The organism is Nonomuraea sp. NPDC059194, from assembly GCF_042754765.1.
In the GTDB taxonomy this organism is placed as follows: domain Bacteria; phylum Actinomycetota; class Actinomycetes; order Streptosporangiales; family Streptosporangiaceae; genus Nonomuraea.
Map to the genome: position 1 here is coordinate 17822 of NZ_JBHZBH010000035.1, position 25918 is coordinate 43739.

The following is a 25918-nucleotide window of genomic DNA, read 5'->3' on the forward strand; positions in this document are numbered from 1 at the left end:
GATGGCACACAAGAAGGGCGCGTCGTCCACCCGGAACGGCCGTGACTCCAATGCCCAGCGCCTGGGCGTCAAGCGCTTCGGTGGCCAGCTGGTCAACGCGGGCGAGATCATCGTCCGTCAGCGCGGCACCCACTTCCACCCCGGCGACAACGTCGGCCGTGGTGGCGACGACACGCTGTTCGCGCTGGCCGCGGGCCACGTGCAGTTCGGCGTCAAGCGCGGCCGTCGCGCCGTGAGCATCGTCCCGGTCGCGGAGTAAATCCGCCGCCGACAGGCGTTGTAGCAAGGGGTGGATCGTCATGGTCCACCCCTTGTTCGCGTTCCGGGCCCCTGGGGGCACGGGTACGGCTGGCACAGCAGGCCCGCCGGACGGCAAAGGCGCGGACGGCGGTCACTGGGGAACCACGGTGAGCGGTCAACGGGGCCGCGTAACGGTGGTCAGCCACGTGCGCTGGAGGAGCGTCTCCCTGGAGGGGCGCCGGCCACGTGGAAAGGGTGGGCTATCGCTGGCCTGCCGTACAGGATGGAGAAATTGGCGTGGCCGACTTCGTGGACCAGGTGGTCCTGCACATCAAGGCCGGTGACGGCGGCAACGGGTGCGCCTCCGTGCACCGGGAGAAGTTCAAGCCGCTGGGCGGCCCCGACGGGGGCAACGGCGGCAGGGGCGGCGACGTCATCCTCGAGGTCGACCCCAACACCGCCACGCTGCTCGACTACCACCGCCGCCCGCACCGCAAGGCCGACAACGGCAAGCAGGGGCAGGGCAGCAACCGTGAGGGCGCCAACGGCGGCGACGTGATCCTGCCGGTGCCTAACGGGACCGTGGTCAAGGACGCGAAGACCGGCGAGGTGCTGGTCGACCTGGTCGGCGTCGGCACCCGCTACGTGATCGCCGAGGGCGGCCACGGCGGTCTCGGCAACGCCGCGCTGGCGAGCGCCAGGCGCAAGGCGCCCGGGTTCGCGCTGCTCGGCGAGCCTGGTGGCGCGCTCGACGTGATGCTGGAGCTCAAGAGCGTTGCCGACGTGGCGCTGGTGGGCTTCCCCAGCGCGGGCAAGTCGTCGCTGATCGCGGCGCTCAGCGCGGCCCGGCCGAAGATCGCCGACTACCCGTTCACGACGCTGATCCCCAATCTCGGCGTGGTCACCGCGGGCGAGACCGTGTTCACCGTGGCCGACGTGCCGGGGCTCATCCCCGGGGCGTCGCAGGGCAAGGGGCTCGGCCACGAGTTCCTGCGCCATGTCGAGCGGTGCGACATGCTCGTGCACGTCATCGACTGCGCGACCATGGAGCCGGGTCGCGACCCGATCACCGACTACGAGGTGATCGAGGCCGAGCTGCACGCCTACGGCCAGCTCGAAGACCGGCCCAGGATGGTCGTGCTGAACAAGGCGGACGTGCCCGACGCCCGCGACCTGGCCGACATCGTGCGCGCCGACCTCGAGTCGCGCGGGCTGAAGGTCTTCACGGTCTCGGCGGCGACGCACGAGGGGCTGCGCGAGTTCACGTTCGCGATGGGCGAGTGGGTGGCCGCGGCGCGCGCCAACAAGCCGGTCGAGGAGCCGACGCGGCTGGTGCTGCGGCCCAAGCAGCTCGGCGCGGCTGGCTTCAGCGTCCGCAAGGTCAACGACAACCTCTTCCAGGTCACCGGCGAGAAGCCGGAGCGGTGGATCAGGCAGACCGACTTCACCAACGACGAGGCCGTGGGCTACCTGGCCGACCGCCTGGAGCGGCTGGGGGTCGAGGAGCAGCTGGTCAAGGCGGGCGCGGTCGCGGGCGCCGAGGTCGTCATCGGGTCCATGGACGACGGCTACATCTTCGACTGGCAGCCGACCCTGAACGCCGAGTCCATCCACACGGGGCCGAGGGGCACCGACAACAGGCTCGGCTGATTTCATGATCGGTAGAGTGCCCGCGCCGAGCCCGGCGGCGGGCCTCGGATAGGGTGCAGGACGTGCGGGAACAGCTCAGCTCAGCGTCGAGGGTCGTCGTCAAGGTCGGCTCCTCCTCGCTCACCACCCCCCAGGGCGTGATCGACGTCGACCGGGTCGACGCGCTGGTCGACGTGCTGTCGGCGCGCCGCCGTACCGGCACGCAGATCGTGCTGGTCTCCTCCGGCGCGATCGCGGCGGGCCTGGGCCCGCTGGGGCTGTCCTCACGACCGCGCGACCTGGCCACCCAGCAGGCCGCCGCCTCCGTCGGTCAGGGCGTGCTCGTCGCCCGCTACACCTCCTCCTTCGCCAGGTACGGCCTGCGCGTCGGCCAGGTGCTGCTGACAGCCGATGACATGATGCGCCGCTCGCACCACGCCAACGCCCAGCGCACGCTCAACCGGCTGCTGGAGCTCGGCATCATGCCGGTCGTCAACGAGAACGACACGGTGGCCACGGACGAGATCCGCTTCGGTGACAACGACCGGCTGGCGGCACTGGTGGCGCACCTCATCCACGCCGACGCGCTGGTGCTGCTGTCCGACGTCGACGCCCTCTACGACGGGCCGCCCTCGCGCCCTGGCTCCACCAGGCTGGCCGAGGTGCGCGGCCCCGACGACCTGGTCGGCGTCGAGCTCGGCAAGAACGGCGCGGCCGTCGGCACCGGCGGCATGGTGACCAAGGTGCAGGCCGCCCGCATCGCCACCGGAGCGGGTGTGCCCGTGGTGCTCACCGCCGCCGCGCACGCCGCGCAGGCCCTGGCCGGAGCCGACGTCGGCACGTTCTTCCACCCCGGGGGCAGGCATCCCGGCACCAGGCTGCTGTGGCTGGCCCACGCGACCACCGGGCGCGGGCGGCTGACCCTCGACGAGGGCGCGGTCGAGGCGGTCGTCTCGCGGCGCAAGTCGCTGCTGCCCGCCGGTGTCGTGTCGGTGGAGGGTGACTTCGCCGCCGGCGACCCCGTCGACCTGTGCGGGCCGCGCGGGCGGGTGGTCGCGCGCGGGCTGGTCAACTTCGACGCCGGCGAGATCCCCGGGCTGCTCGGCCGCTCGACGAAGGAGCTGGCCAGCGAGCTCGGTCCGGAATATGAACGCGAGCTCATCCACCGTGACGACATCGTCATACTGGAAGCCCACAGCTAGCTCGAGAGGCAGGGCGCGATGTCCGAGGAGTTCCTGAAGGTTGCCCGCGCGGCGCGAGAGGCCGCCGCCGAGCTGGCCCCGCTGCCGCGGGCGGCCAAGGACAGGGCCCTGCGCGCCATCGCCGACGCCCTGGTCGAGCACGGCCAGGAGATCATCGCGGCCAACGCCGCCGATGTGGACAAGGCGCGCGAGGGCGGCACCTCCGAGGCGATGATCGACCGGCTGCGGCTCGACGAGGCCAGGATCGAGGCCATCGCGCAGGCGGTCCGCGACATCGCCGAGCTGCCCGACCCGGTCGGCGAGGTCGTGCGCGGCAGCACCCTGCCCAACGGTCTCGAGCTACGCCAGCTCAGGGTGCCGCTCGGGGTGATCGGCATCATCTACGAGGGCCGTCCCAACGTCACCGTCGACGGCGCGGCGCTGTGCCTCAAGAGCGGCAACGCGGTCCTGCTGCGCGGCTCCTCCAGCGCCTACTCCTCCAACACCGCGCTCGTGAAGATCATGCAGGCGGCGCTGGAGGCGACCGAGGTGCCCTCGGGGGCCGTCCAGCTGGTGCCCGGCCTGACCCGCGACTCGGTCAAGGAGCTCATGCGGGCGCGCGGCCTGGTCGACGTGCTCATCCCGCGCGGCGGCGCCTCGCTGATCAACTCCGTGGTCGAGGAGTCCACGGTCCCGGTGATCGAGACGGGCGTGGGCAACTGCCACGTCTACGTCGACGCCGACGCCGATCTCGACCTGGCCGTGCAGATCCTGGTCAACGCCAAGGCGCAGCGGCCCTCGGTGTGCAACGCGGCCGAGACGTTCCTCGTCCACGCCGACGTGGCCGAGCGCTTCCTGCCGATGGCGCTGGCCGCGCTGTCGGAGGCCGGCGTCACCGTGCACGGCGACGCCCGGGTGGCCGCCTTCGGCGAGGTGGTGCCGGCGACGGAGGACGACTACCGCACCGAGTACCTGTCGCTCGACATCGCCGCCGCCGTCGTCGACTCGCTGGAGGCGGCCGTCGCCCACATCAGGCAGTACGGCTCGGGCCACACCGACGCGATCGTCACCCGCTCGCAGGCGGCGGCCAGGAAGTTCGTGCAGCGGGTCGACTCGGCGGCCGTCGCGGTCAACGCCTCGACGCGTTTCACCGACGGCGGCGAGTTCGGCTTCGGCGCCGAGATCGGCATCTCCACCCAGAAACTCCACGCGCGCGGACCCATGGGTCTTCCCGAGCTCACCTCCACCAAATGGGTCTACACCGGCGAAGGGCATCTCCGCACGTCAAAGGGGACGGTCATCCCGGCCTGTGATGGCTGAGGCGCGTGTCTGAGTTGGCACTCGGCCCCGTTCATGGTTTGACTGGCCTCCATGGCTTTGGTGATAGCGATCGTTTTCGCGGGTGTGGTGCTGTTCGCCGCCGACCGGTTGCTGCTGTGGATGGAGAGCCGCGGACACATCAACTGGCGCAGGAAAGGCCGTAAGAAGCTCGCCGAGGAGCCCACGACGGGCCTCGACGCCATGCTGTCCGACACTTCTCACCGGTGACCGGCGCGCCGCGATAGCAAACGGGCGTCACACCGCTAAGGTTGTGTCCCTTATGGGCGCGCCGAGCGGGGAGGGAGCGTGAGCAAGCTCGGCAAGGTCGGGCCTTACACCTTGCTCGAACGGCTCGGCCGTGGCGGCATGGGCGAGGTTTACCTCGCCAGTACCCGCAGGGGTGAGCGCGTCGCTCTCAAGGTGCTTCACGACCTGATCGAGGATTCCGCCTCGCGTATCCGTCTGGAGCGCGAGGTCCGAGCGTTGCGCAGGGTGGAGAGCCCGTACGTGGCCAGGGTGCTCGACGCCGATCTCGACTGTGTCAGGCCGTACCTGGTGATGGAGCACATCGAGGGCGACACCCTGCTCGACCATGTACGGCGCAGCGGCCCGCTGCGCGGCGCCGGTCTGGTGGAGGTCGCGCAGGGGGTGGCGGCGGCGCTGGCGATCGTCCACGCCGCGGGCGTCATCCACCGCGACCTCAAGCCCGCCAACATCCTCATGGGCGTCGAGGGGCCGGTGCTGATCGACTTCGGCATCGCGCAGGTCATCGACGCCACCAGGCTGACCATGACCGGCACGTTCCTCGGCACGCCCGGCTACGCCGCGCCCGAGCTGTTCGCCGACGAGCACGTGGCCGAGCCCGCCGACGTGCACGCGTGGGCGGCGACCGTGGCCTTCGCCGCGACCGGGCGGCCGACGTTCGGGCGGGGCACGGTCGAGGCGCAGATGTACGCGGTGCTCAACGGGCAGGCCGACCTCAAGGGTGTGCCCGCGGGGCTGCTGCCGCTGGTGCGGGCGGCGCTGAACAGGGAGCCGGGCAAGCGGCCGACCGCCGCGCTGCTGGCCGACCGGCTGGCCAGGCTCGCCAGGGCGAGCGTCGCGACGGCCGACGAGGACGTCACGGCGCTCAGGGGGCGTGCGGCCGACGCGGCCAGGGCGGCGCGGCTGCGCGCCGACGAGTCGCGGGTGGCGCGGGTTCGCGCTGACGAGGCCAGGTCGGCTCGGGCTCGCGCCGACGAGGCGCGGGCGGCGCGCGTTCGCGCCGACGATGAGGCCAAGCCGGGCAGGGGCAAGGGCGAGGATGCCAAGGTCGTCAAGCCGAGGGCCGCGGAGCAGCGGTCGGCCGCCGACGACGGCAAGCCGGCCAGGCCCCGGGCCGCTGACGACGGCAAGGTCGGCAGGACCAGAACCCCTGAGGACGGCAAACCCGGCAGGTCCAGGACTCCTGAGGACGGCAAGGTCGGCAGGACCAGAACCCCTGAGGACGGCAAGGTCGGTAGGGGCAGACCGTCCGAGGACAGCAAGCCCGGCAGGATCAGAACTCCAGAGGACGGCAAGGCCGGCCGGTCGCGGGTGGCCGACGAGGCCAAGCCGGGCCGCGGACGCGTCGTGGAGGAGCAGAAGGCGGCGCGCGGCCGGGTCACCGAGGAGCCCAAGCTCGTCCGGAGCCGTATGCCGGGGACGTCGCGGAGCCGTACCACCGAGGAGGGCAAGGCGGCGGCTCGGGCGCAGGCCAGGGTCGCGCGCGTCAGACGGACCCGGGCCGCCCAGACCCCGGCCGCCCAGACGGAGGCCGCCCCTACCACGCTGCCCGCGGGCAACGCCGCCCTGCTGCTGCTGGCCGTGCTGGCAGTGCCGTGCGTGGTGGCGACCGTGATCTGGCCGATCGCGGGCATCGCGATCACCGGGGTGTTCGTGGTGCTGGTGCGCACGGTGTGGATCGGCCACTGGATGGTAAGGAACCGCACCTCGAAACGGGTGCGGGTGTCGCTGCGGGTGCTGCTGTTCCCGTTCGCGCTGGCGGGCTCGGCGCTCACCTGCGCGGGCTGGCCCGGGGTGCCGGTCGCCGCCGCGGCAGGCGGAGTGCTGTGGATGGTGGCGGGCGGCGAACTCGGGCCCGACTGGTGGCAGCAGCCCGCGCCGGTGACCGCGGCGGGAGTCGTGTTCGGCGTTCTGTGCGGGGCGATCACCGGCAGAGAGGTCGAGCGTGCCGGCGCCAACCTGCCCGACCTGCGTAAGGAGGGCCTGCGGGCGCTGGCGGTCCTGGGCGGCTTCGTCGCCGTCTGCGCCGCCGCCGTCCGCGCGATCGCCCTCCTGCTCTAGGGCGGGGATCCGGCACTTTCACCAGCGACGCCCAGGAGATACTCGAACTGGAGCGTGAGCTGTGCCGGACGGGTGTGTCGAAGGTCGCCTGTAATGAGGAACAGGCACGGTCTTTCCCGATCGTTCGGTGTGGAGCACCTCACGATCGTGAAAGGCGTGCCTGTTCGCTCATCCAGCCGACGTGGTGTTTCGTCCCCTGACGGGCACGTCGGCTAGTTGTCGTCGTCTTCTGCCGCAGCCCTGACGGCCTTGCGCACCAGGTCGCCGTTGCCGCCCTTGCCGCCGTTCCCCGCGTGGTTCTTACCCCCTGGTCCGTGCCTGGGACCGAACCTGGAGAACAGCCGGTGACCCCGGAACTCTGGGAACTTGGTCTCCCAGTAGTGCCAGCCTTCGACCCTGGCGGGCACGTTGGCGATACCCGTGTGGACGAGGCGGTGGCGGCACGTGCCGAGCACCTCCCAGGACGACCAGCCGATGCGGTAACCGAAGACGCGGTACCACATGTTGCCGTACATGCCCTTGCTGATCTCCCGGGTGTACTCGTGCCCGGTGAAAACCATGTGCCGCTCTTCGAGGTGGGGAAGTCCCATCCTCCGCAGGCTGCGGACCAGGTCCCCCGTGGTGACCGACCTCGTCCTTTCGCTCTCGGTCTCGACGAAGGCGAGCACTTCGTGCTCTCGCGTGACCGACACCGTCATCTCGCCGCCGGGACCGTCGGTGAAGCGGGTGCGGGGAACCTTGAAGTTCATCGGCGAGAGTCGATGAATCTTGAAGAAGAGGGTCGGCTTGCACTTGAACCTGTGGCGGTTGCCGTCGTCGTCGCCCCTGGCGGCGGCGTTGGCCACCGGGGCCAGGGTGGTGACCAGTGCCATCGAAAGGGAACCGGCCACGGCGAACATCGTCGTTCTCTTCATCGAGTAACGCGCCTTCGGCCGGACTGGACTGGTGGTTGACTTTGTTCGAGGAATGGGCGTGAACATGTACCGTTCCTTTCGGAATGCGACTGGCCCGCAGGCCGAATATGGCCCACGGAGCGAGCCGATGGGACCGGTACAAGGCTTACAGCTGCCGTGAGCCCCTCCACAGCGCCACGCCGGAGTCGAATTACCCGTACCGGGAAAGAGCCGGTGAAAAAGTGTCAACCTCAGGTCATCTATTTGATAAATGCACATGCGTGGCGTGCCGCTGTACGGGGCCTTCGCCGGGGCGATCCCGGGGCTGCGCGGCTGACGTCGGACGTCCCCTGATGAATTCCCATTTGTCGGATAAAAGGGACAATTGCCTGTCAGGGAATCGCGCGGTTCTGTTTGGATCTAAGGGCCTACATGAAAAAGGTCTGGACAGGCACGGTCTTTCCCGATCATCCGGTGTGAAGAACCTCACGATCGTGAAAGGCGTGCCTGTTCGCTCATCCAGCCGACGTGGTGTTTCGCCTTATTACCTGGGGTACGGCCGGCGACGGCTTTCCACCCCTGACGGGCACGTCGGCTAGTTGTCGTCCTCTTCTGCCCCAGCCCTGACGGCCTTGCGCACCAGGTCGCCGTTGCGGCCGTTGCCGCCGTTCCCCGCGTGGCTGTTCTTACCCCCTGGTCCGTGCTTGGGGCCGAACCTGGAGAACAGCCGGTGACCCCGGAATTCTGGGAACTTGGTCTCCCAGTAGTGCCAGCCTTCGACCCTGGCGGGCACGTTGGCGATACCCGTGTGGACGAGGCGGTGGCGGCAGGTGCCGAGCACCTCCCAGGACGACCAGCCGATGCGGTAACCGAAGACGCGGTACCACATGTTGCCGTACATGCCCTTGCTGATCTCCCGGGTGTACTCGTGCCCGGTGAAGACCATGTGCCGCTCTTCGAGGTGGGGAAGTCCCAGCCTCCGCAGGCTGCGGACCAGGTCCCCCGTGGTGAGCTCTCTCGTCCTTTCGCTCTCGGTCTCGACGAAGGCGAGCACTTCGTGCTCTCGCGTGACCGACACCGTCATCGAGCCGCCGGGGCCGTCGGTGAAGCGGGTGCGGGGGACCTTGAAGTTCATCGGCGAGAGTCGATGAATCTTGAAGAAGAGGGTCGGCTTGCACTTGAACCTGTGGCGGTTGCCGTCGTCGTCGCCGGCCCTGATGGCGGCGTTGGCCACCGGGGCCAGGGTGGTGACCAGTGCCATCGAAAGGGAACCGGCCATGGCGAACATCGTCGTTCTCTTCATCGAGTAACGCGCCTTCGGCCGGACTGGACTGGTGGTTGACTTTGTTCGAGGAATGGGCGTGAACATGTACCGTTCCTTTCGGAATGCGACCCATGGTCGCGACTGGCCCGCAGGCCGAATATGGCCCACGGAGCGAGCCGATGGGACCGGTACAATGCTTACAGCTGCCGTGAGCCCCTCCACAACGCCACGCCGGAGTCGAATTACCCGTACCGGGAAAGAGCCGGTGAAAAAGTGTCAACCTCAGGTCATCTATTTGATAAATGCACATGCGTGGCGTGCCGCGGGGGCCTTCGCGAGGTGGCGGACGTCCCCTGTCGAAATTCCCATTTGCCGGATAAAAGGCACATCTCGCGGCTGTGGTCCTGTGCGTATTTAAGGGCCTACATGAAAAAGGTCTGGAAGGTATCCCTTCCAGACCTTTTTGGCGGGTTGGTCAGTTGCCATCACGGCGGGAGAAGCGGTTGAAGATGCGCTCGCCCGCGTTGACCGCGCCCTCGGCGACGTCGCGCAGGACGCCGATGAACGGGTCCTGGGACTCCGACCATGAGCGGCGGTAGGACTCGGCGGCCGCCTTGACCTCGTCGGTGACGCGGGCGTTGGAGTCGTCTTCACGGCGAGGGTAGTCGCCGGCGATGATCCGCTCGTACTCGCCGCTGCGCTGCCACTTGTCGAGCTCGGCGACGCGGACCACCGCGAAGGGGTGGGTGGTGCCGAGCAGGTTGAGCACCTTCAGGAAGCCGTCGCGCAGGTCGCCCGCGGTGTCGTACTCCTGGTACTGGGCCAGGAAGGCCTCGATGTTCATCTCGTGGGTGTAGGCGCCGCCCGCGAGCTTCATCAGCGCCCGCTTGGCCGCCTCGGGGTCCTGCCCGCTGAGCAGGCCGCCGCGGTCGGCCGACAGCTCCGACTTGCGGTACCACTCTTCCAGGCCCGCCACGATCGCGCGCAGGCCGATGTAGCCGAGCGGGATCCAGGCCACGCGGGTGGCCAGGCGGGTGAGGATGTCGAGCATCGTGCGGTAAACGGCGTGGCCCGACAGGATGTGGGCGGTTTCGTGGCCGATGACGAAGCGCTGCTCCTCCTCGTTCATGAGGTTCAGCAGACCCGTCGTCACCACGATGAACGGGTCGTCGAAGCCGATCGCCTTGGCCTGGACGTGCGGGTCCTGCTGGACGTAGATCTCAGGAACCCGGTGCAGGTCGAGGGTGTAGGCGGCGTCGCGGCCCATGTCGTACAGGGCGCGGAACTGTGTCTCGCTCACCCGTACGGCGGAGGCGAGGTACATCAGGCGCAGCCGGCGCTCGCTGATCAGCCCGGACATCTGCTTGAGAACCGTGTCGAACCCACTGAGCTTGCGCAGAGCGACCAGAGCGGACCTGTCTGCGGGGTGTTCGTAGGCACGGGACGAGATGCCGGGCAGTTGCACGCGGTTGCGATCCGGGGTGGTCGTCATGTCCGGCATGCTACGTCGGCTGCGGGTGTGATGCGCGTTTCTCTGTACGGGGGGTGCTGAACGCTCTCACGGGGCTTCCGCGTAAGGTCCGTTTCATGATGAACGCGCCCAGTTTCCAGGGAAAGCGACGCGTGGGGGTGATGGGTGGAACCTTTGACCCGATCCACCACGGTCACCTGGTCGCCGCGAGCGAAGTGGCCCATCACTTCGACCTCGACGAGGTCGTCTTCGTTCCGACGGGCCGGCCGTACCAGAAGGCGGAAAGAGAGGTGTCGGCGCCCGAGGACAGGTATCTGATGACGGTTATCGCGACCGCGTCGAACCCGCGGTTCTCGGTGAGCAGGGTGGATGTGGATCGGCCAGGGCCGACGTTCACCATCGACACCCTGCGCGACGTCAAGCAGATCTACGGTCCCGAGGCCGACCTGTACTTCATCACCGGCGCCGACGCGCTGGCGGCGATACTGGACTGGCAGGACGCCTCCGAGCTGTTCGAGCTGGCCCATTTCGTGGGCTGCACCAGGCCGGGGCACCCGTTGCGCGACCCAGGGCTGCCCGAGGGCAAGGTGAGCCTGGTGGAGATTCCCGCGCTGGCCATCTCCTCCTCCGAGTGCAGGCACAGGGTGTCGAAGGGCGAGCCGATCTGGTATCTGGTGCCGGACGGCATCGTGCAGTACATCGGCAAGCGGCGGCTGTACCACGGGGGCTAGCCTTCGTCACCTTTGCTGGGAGATGCACGGAGCTATATCTGGCGGCAGCCGGGCATACTATCTGGGTAAGCGTGGGCTATACACGTCGTCACACAGGAGGACAGACCCGCATCGTGACAGCATCCGAAAAATCCGTTCAGCTCGTCAGGGTCGCGGCCGAGGCCGCCGCCGACAAGCTGGCCGACGACATTCTCGCCTACGACGTGAGCGACCAGCTCGTCATCACCGACGCGTTCCTGCTCTGCTCCGCCACCAACGACCGCCAGGTGCGGGCCATCGTCGACGAGATCGAGGACAGGCTGCGCATCGAGTGCGATGTCAAGCCGGTCCGCCGCGAGGGCGAGAGGGAGGGGCGCTGGGTGCTCCTCGACTTCATCGACATCGTCGTCCACGTGCAGCACGAAGAGGACCGCACCTTCTACGCGCTCGAGCGCCTGTGGAAGGACTGCCCCGCCATCACGCTGCCGGAGAGCGTCACCCAGAGCGTCGCCCAGCGGGCCCGTACGTGAGCAGGCGGATCGTCTGCCTGCGGCACGGCCAGACTCTGTGGAACGTGGAGCATCGCTTTCAGGGCCACACCGACATCCCGCTCGACGAGACGGGTGTCGCCCAGGCGGCGAGGGCGGCCTCGCTGCTGGCGTCGCTGCGGCCCACCATGATCGTCTCCTCCGACCTGAGCCGGGCCAACGACACCGCTCTCGCGCTGGGCCGGCTGGTCGGCCTCGACGTCTCGGTCGACAAGGACTTCCGCGAGCGCGGCGGCGGCGCGTGGGAGGGCCTGACCCGCGGGGAGATCGCCGAGCGCTGGCCCGCCGAATACGTCGCGTGGGAAGCGCCCGACGGCGAGCCCGTGCCCGAGGTGGCCGAGCGCGTCGGCGCGGCGCTGCGCAGGTGGGCGGGCAAGCTCGACGACGAAGGGCTGCTGGTCGTCGCCTCCCACGGGGCGGCGCTGCGGCTCGGCATCGCCCATCTGCTCGGCCTGCCGCAGGAGCTGTGGTCGGCGCTCGGCGGGCTCGGCAACTGCTCGTGGTCGGTGCTGGAGGAGGGGCGCAAGGGCTGGCGCCTGCTGGAGCACAACGCCGGCACGCTGCCCGAGCCGATCAACAGCGACGATACTCCCGAGGCCGCGGCCTGACCGTCGGGGGCGCGCTCGCGTCCCCTGACGGTGGGTGAACGCGGCCGGAACTGTCGATTATGCGAATGCAGAGAGATGGTTATAAACTCTGCGAGCGCCGCAACGGGACTACTCGGAGCGGTGACCAGGGGCTATAGCGCAGCTGGTAGCGCACCTCCATGGCATGGAGGGGGTCAGGAGTTCGAATCTCCTTAGCTCCACCACCGAAACGCCCCTTACCTGGAGAACTCAGGTAAGGGGCGTTTCGCATGTCAGGTCCCGCGGAGGGAACGGTCGGCCTCGGCCTGGACGGCGTCGAGCGAGTCGGCGATCTCGGCGCCCGCCACGGCGTCCGGCAGGTCGTCCTCCATCCGGCGCAGCGGCCGGTACCACAGCCCGAGCGCACCCCACACCACCAGCAGCGCGCCCGTCACCGCCAGCAGCAGCCCGACGCCCCTGCCGGGCCCGACGCCGACGATCGTGCCGATGACGGTGCCGGACAGCGCCCCTCCGGGTTCCAGCAGGGGAGAGAAGAACGCGGTCAGCGGGGGCGCCGACAGGAACGCCAGCGGCGTCATCGACACCGCCAGCATCTGGTTGGTGGCCAGGACGCGTCCCTGCAGCTCCAGGCCCACCTTCATCTGGATGAGCGACAGCCAGTGCGCGTTCAGGACGCTCAGGAACAGCCACGACACCAGGCCGCCGACCGCGGCCAGCAGCACGGAGGGCCGCAGCCCGATCAGCAGCACGCCGAGGCCGAAGCCGCTGACGAAGCCGACCATGCCGATCGCCCGGCGGTCCGTGCCGCCCCAGAACACCATGACCAGGCTGCCGAGCACCGCCCCGAGGCCCTGCGCGGCGGTGACCGTGCCGACGGCGGCCACGTCGCCGAACGACAGCAGCGTGGGTACGGTCACCGCCAGGGCGAGCATGCCGAGGTAGTTCTCGACGACGAAGAAGCCGATCATGATCATGAGTGGGCGGCGCCGTACCAGGAACCGCCAGCCGCCCACGATCGCCTGCGTGAAGGTCTCCTCGAGCCGGTGGAAGAGCCGGTCGGGGAACCGGACGGCCAGCAGCGTGCCCAGGCCGATCAGGAACGTGACGATGTCGATCGCCACCACCCCGTGCAGGCCGAACATCGTCACCAGCGCGGCGCCCGCCATGGGCGCCAGCAGCATGCCGAGCCCGGTGCCGAGGTTGGCGACGGCGTTGGCCTGCATCAGGTACGGCTTGGGCACCAGCTGGGCGACCGCCGCCAGGTAGGCGGGCCGGTGGAAGGCGGTGACCAGGGACAGCGTTCCCGCGATGACCCCGACGTGCCAGATCGCCAGATCGCCCAGCCACAGCAGCAGGACCAGCGCGGCGGTGGCCACGGCGGAGACCGCGTCGCAGGCCAGCATGACCAGCCTGCGGTCGACACGGTCGGCGACCGCGCCGCCCAGGGGCGAGGCGAGCAGGGAGGGCAGGACGGCGAGCATCGTCACCAGCGCGTAGTCCGACACGCGTCCGCTGCTCTGGTAGGCCCACACGCCCAGCGCGAACGAGGTGAGCGCGCTGCCGAGCAGCGAGGCGGTCTGCCCCGCGGCGACGGTGTAGAAGCGGCGCAGGTCGCGGCGAGCGCTGTCGCCGGTGACCTCGACGTCGCCGACCGGCTCGGGCAGGTCGCCGGACGACCACGCCGCCAGGCTCCCGTCGATGAGCGCGGCGACCTGGTCGGCCTGGTGCTTGAGGAAGTAGTGGCCGGCCTTGGGGATCACCGCGAGCGAGACCCGGTCGGCGAAGGCTCCCCACTCCCGGTAGCGCTCCTGGTAGAGGTCGGTGGCCCGGTCGCGCTCGCCGATCACGCACAGCACGGGCGCGGAGAGCCTGCGCGGGGCGGTCAGCTCCTCGGTGAACCAGGTGGTGGCCTCCTCCACGTCGTGCCGCAGGGCGCGGATCATGAGGGAGACGTCTCCGGCGTCCTCCTCCAGGCCGAGGGTGCGCAGGAAGTCGCGCTGCGAGCGGTTGGAGCTCCACCGCGAGGAGGGGAAGCGCCGGTTCCACCAGGCCGACAGCCTGCCGGGCAGCTGGGCGTCGGGGAAGCTGCCGCCGACGAACAGCCCGGCCACGGGCACGCCCGCCTGCTCCAGCCGGAACGCCAGCTCGGTGGCGGGCGCCGAGCCCACGCAGTGGCCGTACAGGACGACCTGGTCACTGGCGGGCAGCTCGGCGAGGATGGCGTCGACCAGCTCGGGCAGCGACAGCATGGGCTCGTCAGGCCGGGCCGGGTCGTGTCCGGGCAGCTCGACCGCCAGGACGGCGGTGTCGGCGTCCCGCTCGGCCAGCGCGGTGGCCAGCGGCCCGTAGGCGGCGGCCGAGCCGCCGCCGTAGGGCACGCACAGCACGGTACGGCGGGCCGTGGCAGGCCCGGCGAGCCGGTGCAGGATTCCCGCCTCGCCCGCGTCGGCGGACAGATAGGCGGCCAGCTCCCTGATGGTCGGCCTGGTGAACAGGTCGATGACGCGCAGCGCGGGGTCGATGTCCCTGACCGCGCGGACCGCCCTGAAGGAGTCGCCGCCGAGGGCGAAGAAGTCGTCGTCGACGCCGAGGTCGTCGGTGTCGAGGACCTTCGCCCAGGCCGCGGCCACCCTCAGCTCTGTGGGGGTGCTGGGGGCGATCTTCTCGCCCGCCGCGGCGACCTCGGGCATGGGCAGCGCGGCCCTGTTGACCTTGCCGAGCGGGGTGAGCGGGAGGCTGTCGAGGACCACGATGGCGGGCGGCACCATGTACTCGGGCAGCCGCTCGCGCAGGCCCGCCCTGATCGCGGCCAGGTCGACGGTGGCGGGGGCCACCCAGGCGGCCAGCCGCCGGTTGTGCGCCTCGCCGATCGGAAGCACGGCGGCCTCGGCGACGCCCGGCTGGTCCTGGAGCGCGGCCTTGACCTCGCCCAGCTCGACCCGGAAGCCGCGGATCTTGACCTGGTCGTCGACGCGGCCGAGGAACTCGACCAGTCCGTCGGCGTTGAGCCTGACCCTGTCGCCGGTGCGGTAGACGCGCTCGCCCGCGTGCTGGACGAACCGGTCGGCCGTCAGGTCGGGGCGGTCCAGGTAGCCGCGGGCCAGGCTGGGGCCGCCTATCCACAGGTCGCCCGGCACGCCCGCGGGCAGCGGCCGTCCCGCCGGGTCCATCACGTAACAGGTGACGTCGGCCAGCGGCGTGCCCAGGGGGACCGCGGCCGAGCCGGTGGGCTCGGATGGCGCGACGCACGCGAGCACGGACACCGTCGTCTCCGTGGGGCCGCAGTGGATCTGCAGCTCCAGGCCCGGCTTGGCGGCCCTGACGCGCTCGGCCAGCTCCCACGAGGTCGCCTCGCCCGCCAGGATGAGGAGCTTGTCGGGCAGCACGCGGGCCAGGTCGCCGTGCGCGGCCAGGAGCTCCAGATGGCTGGGCACCATCTTGACCACGTCGATCGGGTGGGCCGCCAGATAGGCGCTGTACGCCTCGGGGTCGGTGGCGGTGTCCTGGTCGACGAGGTGCACGGTGGCCCCGGCGACGAGCCCGCCGAGCAGGCACGTCAGGACCAGGTCGGAGGCGAACGTGGAGACCACGCCGTAGGAGGCGTACTCGCCGGTCAGCCGCTCGGCCACGGCGCGCAGGTAGTGGACGATCGCCCGGTGCTCGACGCCCGCGCCCTTGGGCCGTCCGGTGGAGCCCGAGGTGAACAGTACGTAGGCCAGGTCGTCGGGGGAGACGGCCCCGCCGGGCGCGGTGCCGGGCAGGTCCTGCGCGAGGACGTCCTCCAGCACCAGCGCGCCCTCGACCCTGGGTGCCAGGTCCCGTTCGGCGAGCACCAGCCGGGCGTCGCCGCTGGAGACCATGTAGGTCAGCCGGTCGTCGGGGTAGGCGGGTTCGAGCGGCAGGTAGGCCGCCCCGGCCTTCAGCACGCCGAGGATGGCGGGCATGAGCGGGGCCCGCCGTTCGAGGAGCAGGCCCACCACGTCGTCGCGCCCGACGCCCTCGGAGATCAGCCGGTGGGCGATCCTGTTGGCCTGCCGGTCGACCTCGGCGTAGGTCAGCTCGCCCACGGCGATCGCGTCGGGCGTCCTGGCCGCCCAGTCCTCGAACAGCGCGTGCAGCGGACGCGACAGGTCGTAGTCGCGCGTCGGCCCGCTGATCAGCGGGCCGGTGACCGGTTCGAGCGGCACGGCGGCGGCGGGCGCGTCGAGGTCGGCCAGCATGCCGTCCAGGAGGGTGACGTACCACCCCGCCATCCTGCGGGCGGTGTCGTCGTCGAACAGGTCGCGGCGGAAGGTCAGCGAGCCCACGTAGGAGTCGCCGGCGTTGCTCAGCGCCAGGTTGAGGTCGTACTTGGCGGTGCGCGGCGTCGGCTCGAACACCTCGGCGTCCAGGCCAGGGAAGCGCGGCGTCGCGGCGGGGGAGTCGAGCACGTTGAGCACGGCCTGGAAGATCGGCGTCGTGGCCAGGTTCCGGTCCGGGTTGACCAGCTCGACCACTCGCTCGAACGGCGTCTCCCGGTGCGCGAACGCCTCCAGCGCCACGTCGCGGGCGCGGGCGAGCAGTTCGCGGGTGGTCGGGTCACCCGACCTGTCGATCCGCATGACCAGCGTGTTGACGAAGCAGCCCAGCATGCGCTCGGTGTCGGGGTGCAGCCTGCCCGCCTCCAGCACGCCGACGGGCACGTCGTCGGTGGCCGAGACGCGGCCGAGCAGCTCCTGCCACGCGGCCAGCAGCACCATGAACGGCGTGCACCCGGTCGCGGCGGCGGCGCTCCTGATCGCCGCCGCGTCGACACGCAGCGGGATCTCGCCCGCCGCCCAGTCGGCCACCGACGGGCGCGGCCGGTCCGTGGGCAGGTCGAGGACGGGTTCGAGGCCCGCGAGGCGGTCTGCCCACCAGGTCGCGTCGGGCCGGGTCGCGTCGGGTTCGGGCCGCTCGGCCAGCCACTGCGCGTAGTCGGCGTACCTGACCGTGGGCGGCTCGGGCGGCTCGCCCAGGCCGAGCCGTGCCGTGTAGAGGGCGGCCAGCTCATTGATCGCCAGGTCGCGCGACCAGGCGTCGAAGGCGACGTGGTGGACGGTCAGCAGCAGGACGTGCTCGTCCACTCCGGTGCGGAACAGCGTGGCCCTGGTCGGCGGCTCGGCCTCCAGCCGGAACGGCCGGTAGGCCTCCGCCTCCAGCTCGCCGTCCCCTTCGGCGATCCCGATGGGGACCCGGTCGGCTGGCACGACGGTGGCTCCGTCGTCGCCGACCAGGGTGCGCAGCACCTCGTGCCGCTCGACCAGGTCCCTGACCGCGTCGAGCAGGGCCGTCGTGTCGAGCGGGCCGCGCAGCCGTACGGCGGTGGGGACGTTGTAGGCGGTGTGCTCGTCCAGCTGGGACAGGAACCACAGCCGGGCCTGGGCGGGCGACAGCGGCGCGGGCCCCTCGCCGGTCCTGGCGGGGATGCCGGGTTCGGCCCTGGCCACCGTACGGCGGGCGGCGGCCAGCCGCTGGGCGAGGCGGTCTTGAAGCTCGGTCACCGGCCCTCCTCCATATCGGCCAGCAGCAGCGCCTCGACGGCCGCGGCGAAGCCGTTGAGCGTGGGGTGCTCGAACAGCAACCGGACCGGGACCCGCAACGCCAGAGCCTCCATGAGCCTGCCGGTGACCAGCGTCGCGGCCAGCGAGTGACCGCCGATGGCGAAGAAGTCATCGTCGGCGCTGACGGTGTCGAGGTTCAGCACGGCCTGCCAGACGTCGGCGACCAGCAGCTCGGCCTGCGTGGCGGGCGGGACCGGCTCCCTGGCGGTGTCGTGATCCGGTTTGGGCAGCGCGCCCCTGTCGAGCTTGCCGGAGGAGGTGGTGGGCAGGGCGGCCAGCCGGATCCATTGGCGGGGCACCATGTAGTCGGGCAGGCGCTCCCGCAGCGACCGCCTCAGGTCGTCCTCGGGGAGGGTGTCGCCGACGAGGTAGCCGACGAGCCGGTCGTCGTGGACCGCCACGGCCGCGTCGGCCACGATCTCGCGCAGCGCGGTCTCGATCTCGCCCAGCTCGATCCGGTGGCCGCGGAGCTTCACCTGCTGGTCGCGGCGGCCGAGGAAGTCGAGCGTGCCGTCCGGTCTCCATCGGACCAGGTCACCGGTGCGGTAGCGGCCCTCGGCGAAGGCGGGGGAGCTCTGGCCGCGGTAGCCGCGGGCCACGCCCGCGCCGCCGATCCACAGCTCGCCCTGCACGCCCGGCGGCACCAGGCGGCCCGCCTGGTCGAGGACCTGGACGTACTCGCCCGGCAGCGGGCCGCCGATGGACACGCTGTCGCCGACCGGCTCGCTCAGCAGCGTCATCGTCGAGTAGACGGTGGTCTCGGTCGGGCCGTAGGAGTTCCAGATCTCGCCGCACCTGGCCAGCAGGTCTCCGGCCAGCGCCGGGTCGAGGACTTCGCCGATGCTGATCGCGCGCACCTGCGGCCCGCCCTTCCAGCCCGCCGCGACCAGCATGCGCAGCGTGGTCGGCGTGGCGGTGAACAGCGTGACGCCGCGCTCGTCGATCCTGCGGGCGATCGCGTGACCGTCCACGGCCTCGTCCCTGCCCAGCAGCTCCATCCGCAGGCCGCAGGCCAGGCTGACCCACAGGTCGAAGCCGAACACGTCGAAGGAGAACGGCGTCAGGCCGAGCATCACGTCGTCGGGCCGGACGCCGGGGGTCAGGCGCATGGCCGCGACGAACGCGGCCAGGTTGGCGTGGGTGACCTCCACACCCTTGGGCCTGCCGGTCGAGCCGGAGGTGTACAGGACGTAGGCCAGGTCGCCGGGGCTCGGCAGGCCCGCGTGGTCCGCGCTTTCCGGCAGGTCCGCGAGGTCGAGAACGGTTGCCTCACCCGCCGTCTCGCGGGCCACCGCCAGCGCGTCTCCCGCCGAGACGATGGTCGTGACAACGGCGTCGGCCAGCTGGTAGCGCAGCCGCTCGACCGGCTGGTCGGGTTCGAGCGGTACGTAGGCCGCGCCCGCGCGGGCCACGCCGAGCAGCGCGGCGGGCAGGAAGCGGTCGCGCGGCAGGCACACGCCCACGGCCGTGCCCGCCGCGTCCGCGCCCAGGGCGGCGGCGATCCGGCCGGACATCTCCGCCAGCTCGCCGAAAGTGAGCGTGCCCTCGTCGTCGACCACCGCGGGCGCGTCGGGCTTGCCCGCCGCCTGATCGAGTACGGCGTGCGCCACCGTCGGCGGGCCGCCGTTGGGCAGCGGCGCGCCCATGCCCCACTCCTGGAGCGAGGCCCGCTCCTGCGCGGTGACCAGCTCGAACGCCGACAGCGGCAGGTCGGGCCCGGCCAGGGCGGCCTCGAGCAGGCGCAGCAGCCGGTCGGCGAACGCCTCGGCGTCCGCCCGGTCGAACAGGTCGAGGTCGTACTCCAGCTGGATCTCCACGCCGTCCACCGTCGTGTTGACGAACACGGTGTACGGCGCCTGCGCCCCGCCGCCGCTCAGCTCGCCGAGCAGTTCGACGGTCAGACCGCCGCCGGTGGCGGTCACGGGCACGTTCGGCGGCTGGAGCGACAGGACGACGGGGGTGAGCATGGTGCCGCGAGGGCGTTCGATGCCGGAGACGGCCAGGCGCTCCTGCGGGGACAGGCCCAGGTGGTCGAGCGAGCGGGCGGTCGCGGCGGCGGTGCGCGCCACGGCCTGCCGTACGGGGAGGTCGGGGTCGAGCCTGACGCGCACGGGAAGCACGTCCACGAGCGGGCCGACCAGCGACTCCAGGTCGGGGTGGGCGCGGTCGGCCACGGCCGCGCCGAGCAGCACGTCGGGACGGTCGGTCTGGGCGGCGACGAGCAGGCCGAGCGCGGTGAAGTACACCGCGAACGGCGTGGTGCCGGTGGCCGCGGCCAGGTCGAGCACGGCCGCCACGGTCGGCGCGGGCACGGGCCTGGTCAGCCGCGCGCCGCGGAACCTGCTGGGCCCGTCACCGCCGCGACCGGCCAGCTCGTACGGCGGGGCTGCGCCCGCCAGCTCCTCGGCCCAGAACGCGCGCAGCGGCGCGGGATCGACCTCCTTCTCCATGAGGGCGACATCGCCCACCTGCACCGGCGGCTCCTGCGCGACGCCGGTCAGGGCAGTCATGAGCGTGACGTTCGACCAGCCGTCGTAGGCGATGTGGTCGGTGACGACGACGAGCTCGGCCGTGCTCTCGTCCTGCCACTGGAGGCAGGCGCGCAGCAGCGGGACCTCGGTGGCCAGGTCGAAGCCGTGGGTGAGGTCGGGCTCGCCGTCCTCCTCGAACGGGACGGGCACAGGCGGGCGTACCTCGGCGACGGGCTCGCCGTCCTCGCCCATGACGATCACGCTGCGCAGCACCTCGTGGTCGCGGACCAGCCCGTCGAGGGCCCGCCTGACGGGGGCGGCGTCGGTGAGGCCGCTCAGGCGCAGGCGGAAGGCGAGCGTGGTGGCGTTGCGGGTGTGGCTGACCTCGCGCAGCAGCCACATGCCGTGCTGGGCGGCGGTCAGCGGGTACCTGGTCGCGCCGTGGTGGCGGACCAGGGCGGCCGAGGGGGCGGCCGGCTCGGCGGACTCGACGAGAGGGGCGAGCTCGGCGATCGTCGGGCGGCCGAGGAAGGCGGTCAGCGCCACCCTGGCGCCGAGGTCGCGCTCGATCATCGCGCAGACGCGGGCGGCGGCCAGCGAGTGGCCGCCGAGGTCGGTGAAGTGGTCATGGCGGCCCACCCGCTCGACGCCGAGGACGGCGCCGACGAGGTCGGCCAGGTGGCGCTCGGTGTCGGTGGCGGGGGCGACGTAATCGCCGGTGGCGGTGACCAGGTCGACGGCGGGCAGGGCGGCGCGGTCGATCTTGCCGGTGGGGCCGAGCGGGAGGCGGTCCATGATCGTGATGCGGGAGGGGACCATGTAGTCGGGCAGGCGCTCCCGCAACCACGCCCTGAGCCCGGCCTCGGTCTCCGCCGAGGCATGAGGGGCGCGCTCGGCATAGGCGACGAGGCGGCGGACGTCGTTGCGGTCGGTCTGGGTGAGGACGATGGCGTTGTTGACCGACCGGTGGCGCACCAGCGCCGCCTGGACCTCGCCGAGCTCGACCCTGAACCCCGCCACCTTGACCTGGTCGTCGTTGCGGCCCAGGTAGACGTACTCCTCGCCCTCGCGGCGGACCAGGTCGCCGGTCCGGTAGTGGCGCACGCCCTCGGCGTCGACGACGAAGCGTTCGGCGGTCAGCTCGGGGCGGTTCAGGTAGCCGCGGCCGACCAGGGGACCGGCCACCCACAGCTCGCCGGCCTCGCCGTCGCCGAGCGGCGCGCCCTCGTCGTCGCGGACCGACAGGATCGAGCCCGCGTAGGCCGAGCCGATGGACGGCTCGTCCTCGCTGTCGCGGGGGACCTCGCGGGAGGTGCAGGTGACCGTGCACTCCGTCGGGCCGTACACGTTGACGACGCGCCGCACGCCGGCGTTGGCGTAGACGCGGTCGGCCAGCGCCCTGGTGAACGGCTCGCCGCCGGCGATCACCATCTGGACGTTCGGCGGGAGCGGCTCGGCGAGCAGGGCGGTGAGCGCGGACGGCGCGCCGTACACGATGGTGACCTCGTCGCGGGCCGGCAGCGACGGCAGCGAGAGGATGGTGTCGGCGACGATCACGGTGCCGCCGGCGATCAGCGGCACGAACATCTGGCTGATGCTCGGGTCGAAGCAGACGGAGGTGGCGAAGAGCATGCCGTGCAGTTCTTCGGCGTAGAGGTCGATCTCCCACCTGAGCAGGGCCATCGCGTTGCGGTGTTCGATGACGACGCCCTTGGGCCTGCCGGTCGAGCCCGAGGTGTAGATCACGTAGGCGACGTCGGAGCCGTCGCCGGTCTCGGTGGGTAAGGGGACGTCCTCGGCGGGCGTGAGGGTGTCGAGCAGGAGCGGGGTGGCGCCCGAGGCGCGCAGGACCGCGTCCTGGCGGTGGGCGACGGGCGTCGAGGTGATCAGGTGTGCCATCCGGGCGTCGGAGGCGATGAACTCCAGCCGGTCGGCGGGGTAGGCGGGATCGAGCGGCACGTAGACCGCGCCCGCCTTCCACACGCCGAGCACGGCGGCGATCAGCCCTTCGTCCCTGTCGAGGCACACGCCCACCGAGTCGCCGCGTCCCGTTCCCCGGCGGCGTAATTCGGCGGCGATCAGTCCGGCTCGTTCGTCCAGTTCGGCGTAGGTCAGGCGGGTGGTGCCCGCCACCACAGCGGTGCGCTCGGGAGTGCGTCGCACCTGTGCGGCGAATGCCTCGTGAACTCGTTCGACCACCAAGGGATCTCTCCAGCATGAGTGTCGGATTTTTCGCGGGACACGCTCGCACTGTTCGGGGAGAGTTCGTGGTATTTCGACACGATTCGTTACCGTAACGATGATCTTGTCAGAATATAAGAAAGTTTACTCTGACAAGATGCTGTAAAAACATTACTTCCTGTGGTCAGTGGGGTGAGTTCGGGTCACTGCGCCCATGGCGGGACGAATGGCTCCCGCCGGACAGCACGACGAAGATCTCCTCCCTGTCGACCATGTGTCACACCGCCGCGGGCGGGACGATGGTCGTGCCGTCGGACAGGCGGGCCCGCGCGCCGACCGGCAGCGCGGCGATCAGCTCCAGTGGCTCGTCGTGCGGGTTGCCCAGGCCGAACATGGTCTGCGCGGGCACCACGATCGCGTCGCCTGCGGTGACGGGGTGCTCGGTCCCCGCCAGGCGCGCGACGCCGCTGCCGGCGACGACGACCAGGACCTCCTCGCGGTCGAGGGAGTGCTCGTTGGGTTCGGCGCCGGGTGCGACGGTGGTGCGCCAGACACAGGTCTCCGACGAGCCCCTGCTCGGCGCGGCCAGGCCGGTGAACCGGGTGGTGCCGATGGTGAAGACGGGAGCGGTCGCTCCGCTGATGACGGGCATGGGTGTATCCTTTCCAGAGATCTACAACCAAGGTGTTCAACCATGGTTGTCTATCTTGAAAGGGATGTCAATGGACTTCGGTGTCCTGCTAGGGCTCGCCTACCACCAGTTCGTCACCGAACTGCACGCCTACCTGGCCGAACGCGGCTTCACGGAGCTCCGGCCGACGTTCGGCTACGCGTTCAAGGTGCTGGCCGTGGAGCCCACCACGACCAGCAGGCTCGCGGCCAAGCTGGAGATCACTCCGCAGGGCGCCGCCAAGACGGTCGAGGAGATGGTGGCCGCCGGATACGTCGAGCGGGTCGCCGATCCCGCCGACGGGCGGGTCAAGGTGCTGCACCTCACCGACGCCGCGCGGGCCCTGATGGCGGCCGGTCACGAGTTCCACGCCGACTTCGAACGGCGGATGGCCGCCGAGCTGGGTGAGGCGCGCGTGGCGGCGCTGCGCGAGGTGCTCACCGCGATCGTGGCGCGCAGCGACTCACCCGACGGCCTGGCCCGCACGCTGCGCCGGCTATGACGCCGTGGCCTCCTGGGCGGTTGGCGCAGTGCTCGCCTTGGCCTCGGTCAGCCTGATCGCCCCGAACACCAGGGCGGCCACCAGGACGAGGAACAGGATGACCCCGATCACCACCCGGTGCCAGCGCGGCTTGGGCGGAGGGGCGTAGACGACGGGCGGGAGCTCGTCCGGCGTGTACGGCAGGCGCACCGTCCCCGGACCCTCGGCCGGGTCAGGCCGCGCTCCGGTCGGCGGTGCGGGTGGTGGGGGCTGCACCGGCAGTGGCTGGCTCACCTGGCCAGGCTGCGGCCGGCGGATCCGCACCGTGCGGTCGGGGTCTCCCTCTGACGTCATGCGCACCCCCGCGAAGCTCGCCGATCTCTACGCCGAATATAACCAGGTGTCATAAATCGCGCGATCCACGCGTGTGGATTGGCTGGCGGGACTATCTGGCGGGCCACTGACCGGGAGGGGGCGGCTGCTGCCAGCCCTGCGGCGGCTGGGGGTAGTGCTGGGCCTGCGGCGGGGTACGGCGGGCGATGACGCCCCCGATCAGCAACCCCATGCCGAGCGTGTTGACCACCACGAACACGAAACCGGAGATGACGTACACCACGCTGAAGACCGCGAGGCCGCTCGACTCGATGATCGAGGGCATCATGATCTGCCACCCGGCCTGCAGGATCGCGCCCACCAGCAGCACGACACACCCGACCAGGCCGAAGGTCGCGCCTCGTCCGTGCTCGGCTCTGGCGCGGGCGGTCAGCACGACGCCCACGATCAGGAGGATCACCGTCGGGATGATGAACAGGAGTCCCGCGATCGAGGTTTCAATGCTCATAGGCCGTGGATGCTACGGCATCGGGCGAGCCTCGCACAGGGGCCGGGGGCACGGCCTGCCGTACCCCCGGCTGGTTTTCACAGGGCGCGCAGGTAGGCCAGGGAGGGCATGAAGAAGTACTCCCCGCCGAGCATCGTCACCGTCTGCGTGACCTGGGCCTGCGGGGGCGACAGCTGGGGCTTCCCCCAGGCCTTGGGGAAGGTCACCTTGATGTCCCGCACGCCCTGGCCGATCACCGGGTCGTGCCCGGTGGCCGGGTTGAGGAAGTCGGCGTTGTTCGCCCAGTCGCGCTGGGTGAACTCGAACTGGTCGGCCAGGCTCGAGTTGAACGCCATGAACAGCAGCCCCACGCCCGCACTCGGCCTGGTGTCCGGCGCGGCGTCGTCCCACGGCCGGTCGTCGCGCTCGCCGTACGTCTGGCCGCGCCGGGCCATGAGCACGTTTCTGATGCCGTCGAAGCGGGGGTTGGTCTTGCGGACGTGCCCGCTGAACGGACACCTGTCGCCGGGGTCGGCGTCGAAGGTGAAGTCGTTGCCGACGGGGCCGCCGCCCGCCTTCGCCTTCGAGGTGAGCGGCGTGCCGTCCTTGAAGCGGCCGACCAGCATCGCGCCCGCGCGGTCGCGGTCGGCGCCGGTCAGCCCGAGGGCGTCGGCGAGGTCCCGCTCGATCTCCTTGAACGCCCTGACGTTCTGCTCCAGCTTGCGGAAGACGAAGTAGCTGCCGAAGTGCCGGTTCTGGCTGGGCGCGAACGGGTCGGCGACCAGCACGTTGCCCAGCGGGAAGGCCGGGTTCCAGTGCTCGCGCGGCTCCTTGGCGACCTCGTCGGCGACGAACAGCGGCTGGCTGCGGCCGTCGACGTAGCCGAAGTGCTCGATGCCGTCGCCCGCCGGGTTGCGCATGCCCTGGCCGGTCTCCTCGCCGAGCACGCGGGCGGTGCCGGGCAGCAGGTTCAGGATCTCCTCCCGCACCCTGGCGACCGGCTCGGGGCTCGCGTCGCCGATGAGGACGACGGCGTGGATCTCGCGCTGGTAGGTCGCCTCCCACTCGGTGACGGCGGGGTCGTTGACCTCGGCGACCCTGCGCTTCATCCCGTCGCGGAAGGTGCGGTCGCCGAACCTGCGCAGGTCCTCGACGCTGTGGCCGAGGTCGCGGTAGCCGGCCTTGCTGATGCCGAGCCCCACGTACGGCGTGCCGGGCCTCTGCTCCCTGGAGAAACCCTTGACCTCTTCGAGGTGCTTGCGGGCGGACTTCATGTGGCTGGTGGCAATCGTCCGCAAAAAGCGCTTGCCATCCGAAATGTCGTTGAATCTGAGGAAAAGGAGAGAAAGATGCTCGCGGACGTGGGCGCGCAGAATGTTCGGCTGGAGATTGTCGAGCATCTCCTTGGTGTCCGCGTCGAGCGTGGCCGAATCCCAGGCCAGGGGTCGTTCGTTGTTGAGGTCGACAGGCATGTGCCGATTCCCTTCCCCGCTGCGATGTGTGACCGGGCCCCTGTGACCATTTGACACAGGAATGCGGGGAAAG

At 70.8% G+C, this 25918-nt stretch carries 19 protein-coding genes and 1 tRNA gene; 11 read left to right on the forward strand and 9 right to left on the reverse strand.

What is annotated here, in order from left to right:
• Position 1: 1 nt before the first annotated feature.
• The 6 genes from rpmA (at position 2) to ACFXJ8_RS33035 (ending at position 6695) form a co-directional block, all read left to right on the forward strand.
• Positions 2–259 (forward strand): 50S ribosomal protein L27, encoded by a 258-nt coding sequence (rpmA, locus tag ACFXJ8_RS33010; RefSeq protein WP_012893687.1) that lies wholly within the window; start codon positions 2–4, stop codon positions 257–259.
• Positions 260–537: 278 nt separating this feature from the next.
• Entirely contained in the window at positions 538–1890 is a 1353-nt protein-coding gene (gene obgE, locus ACFXJ8_RS33015; RefSeq protein WP_379647906.1) for a GTPase ObgE, read from the forward strand.
• Positions 1891–1952: 62 nt separating this feature from the next.
• Positions 1953–3071: a glutamate 5-kinase gene (gene proB, locus ACFXJ8_RS33020; protein WP_379647907.1), complete on the forward strand. Its 1119-nt coding sequence runs from the start codon at positions 1953–1955 to the stop codon at positions 3069–3071.
• Positions 3072–3089: 18 nt separating this feature from the next.
• Positions 3090–4370, forward strand: coding sequence for a glutamate-5-semialdehyde dehydrogenase (locus ACFXJ8_RS33025; RefSeq protein WP_379647908.1), 1281 nt, complete (start codon positions 3090–3092; stop codon positions 4368–4370).
• Positions 4371–4421: 51 nt separating this feature from the next.
• The gene (locus ACFXJ8_RS33030; protein ID WP_379647909.1) at positions 4422–4598 is read left to right on the forward strand and encodes a hypothetical protein; all 177 of its coding nucleotides are present in this window, start codon (positions 4422–4424) and stop codon (positions 4596–4598) included.
• 78 nt (positions 4599–4676) lie between these two features.
• Positions 4677–6695 carry a protein kinase gene (locus ACFXJ8_RS33035; protein ID WP_379647910.1) on the forward strand — a complete coding sequence of 673 codons (2019 nt, stop codon included), beginning with the start codon at positions 4677–4679 and terminating at the stop codon, positions 6693–6695.
• A gap of 212 nt (positions 6696–6907) precedes the next feature.
• Here the strand turns inward: ACFXJ8_RS33035 and ACFXJ8_RS33040 are convergent, their stop codons facing one another.
• The 3 genes from ACFXJ8_RS33040 to ACFXJ8_RS33050 form a co-directional block, all read right to left on the reverse strand.
• On the reverse strand, positions 6908–7609 hold the full coding sequence (locus tag ACFXJ8_RS33040) for a hypothetical protein (RefSeq protein ID WP_379647911.1): 702 nt from the start codon (positions 7607–7609) through the stop codon (positions 6908–6910).
• 574 nt (positions 7610–8183) lie between these two features.
• The gene (locus ACFXJ8_RS33045; protein WP_379647912.1) at positions 8184–8867 is read right to left on the reverse strand and encodes a hypothetical protein; all 684 of its coding nucleotides are present in this window, start codon (positions 8865–8867) and stop codon (positions 8184–8186) included.
• 460 nt (positions 8868–9327) lie between these two features.
• Positions 9328–10353, reverse strand: coding sequence for a M48 family metallopeptidase (locus ACFXJ8_RS33050; RefSeq protein WP_379647913.1), 1026 nt, complete (start codon positions 10351–10353; stop codon positions 9328–9330).
• An 86-nt stretch (positions 10354–10439) separates the two neighbouring features.
• Between ACFXJ8_RS33050 and nadD the strand changes: the two genes are divergently transcribed.
• The 4 genes from nadD to ACFXJ8_RS33070 all read left to right on the forward strand — a co-directional run bounded on the left by nadD (position 10440) and on the right by ACFXJ8_RS33070 (position 12392).
• The gene (gene nadD / locus ACFXJ8_RS33055; RefSeq protein ID WP_379647914.1) at positions 10440–11054 is read left to right on the forward strand and encodes a nicotinate-nucleotide adenylyltransferase; all 615 of its coding nucleotides are present in this window, start codon (positions 10440–10442) and stop codon (positions 11052–11054) included.
• 113 nt (positions 11055–11167) lie between these two features.
• Positions 11168–11563 carry a ribosome silencing factor gene (gene rsfS / locus ACFXJ8_RS33060; RefSeq protein ID WP_379647915.1) on the forward strand — a complete coding sequence of 132 codons (396 nt, stop codon included), beginning with the start codon at positions 11168–11170 and terminating at the stop codon, positions 11561–11563.
• Positions 11560–12189 carry a histidine phosphatase family protein gene (locus tag ACFXJ8_RS33065; protein ID WP_379647916.1) on the forward strand — a complete coding sequence of 210 codons (630 nt, stop codon included), beginning with the start codon at positions 11560–11562 and terminating at the stop codon, positions 12187–12189. The genes rsfS and ACFXJ8_RS33065 overlap by 4 nt, the downstream gene beginning before the upstream one ends.
• Positions 12190–12316: 127 nt before the next feature.
• Positions 12317–12392 (forward strand) — tRNA-Ala (locus ACFXJ8_RS33070).
• A gap of 48 nt (positions 12393–12440) precedes the next feature.
• Here ACFXJ8_RS33070 and ACFXJ8_RS33075 read toward each other — a convergent pair.
• The 3 genes from ACFXJ8_RS33075 to ACFXJ8_RS33085 form a co-directional block, all read right to left on the reverse strand.
• Complete coding sequence (locus ACFXJ8_RS33075) at positions 12441–17690, reverse strand: amino acid adenylation domain-containing protein (RefSeq protein ID WP_379647917.1); 5250 nt, start codon at positions 17688–17690, stop codon at positions 12441–12443.
• The gene (locus tag ACFXJ8_RS33080; RefSeq protein WP_379647918.1) at positions 17687–22420 is read right to left on the reverse strand and encodes an amino acid adenylation domain-containing protein; all 4734 of its coding nucleotides are present in this window, start codon (positions 22418–22420) and stop codon (positions 17687–17689) included. Before ACFXJ8_RS33080 ends, ACFXJ8_RS33075 begins: the two co-directional genes overlap by 4 nt.
• A gap of 259 nt (positions 22421–22679) precedes the next feature.
• Positions 22680–23054 (reverse strand): cupin domain-containing protein, encoded by a 375-nt coding sequence (locus ACFXJ8_RS33085; protein ID WP_379647919.1) that lies wholly within the window; start codon positions 23052–23054, stop codon positions 22680–22682.
• Positions 23055–23118: 64 nt separating this feature from the next.
• Here ACFXJ8_RS33085 and ACFXJ8_RS33090 point away from each other — a divergent pair, with 64 nt between their 5' ends.
• Entirely contained in the window at positions 23119–23574 is a 456-nt protein-coding gene (locus ACFXJ8_RS33090; RefSeq protein WP_379647920.1) for a MarR family winged helix-turn-helix transcriptional regulator, read from the forward strand.
• Here the strand turns inward: ACFXJ8_RS33090 and ACFXJ8_RS33095 are convergent.
• The 3 genes from ACFXJ8_RS33095 to ACFXJ8_RS33105 all read right to left on the reverse strand — a co-directional run bounded on the left by ACFXJ8_RS33095 (position 23569) and on the right by ACFXJ8_RS33105 (position 25845).
• Positions 23569–23847 carry a hypothetical protein gene (locus tag ACFXJ8_RS33095; protein WP_379647921.1) on the reverse strand — a complete coding sequence of 93 codons (279 nt, stop codon included), beginning with the start codon at positions 23845–23847 and terminating at the stop codon, positions 23569–23571. The genes ACFXJ8_RS33090 and ACFXJ8_RS33095 overlap by 6 nt on opposite strands.
• A gap of 151 nt (positions 23848–23998) precedes the next feature.
• Positions 23999–24394, reverse strand: coding sequence for a hypothetical protein (locus tag ACFXJ8_RS33100; RefSeq protein ID WP_379647922.1), 396 nt, complete (start codon positions 24392–24394; stop codon positions 23999–24001).
• Between the two features lie 77 nt (positions 24395–24471).
• Positions 24472–25845: a Dyp-type peroxidase gene (locus ACFXJ8_RS33105; protein ID WP_379647923.1), complete on the reverse strand. Its 1374-nt coding sequence runs from the start codon at positions 25843–25845 to the stop codon at positions 24472–24474.
• Positions 25846–25918 lie beyond the last annotated feature (73 nt).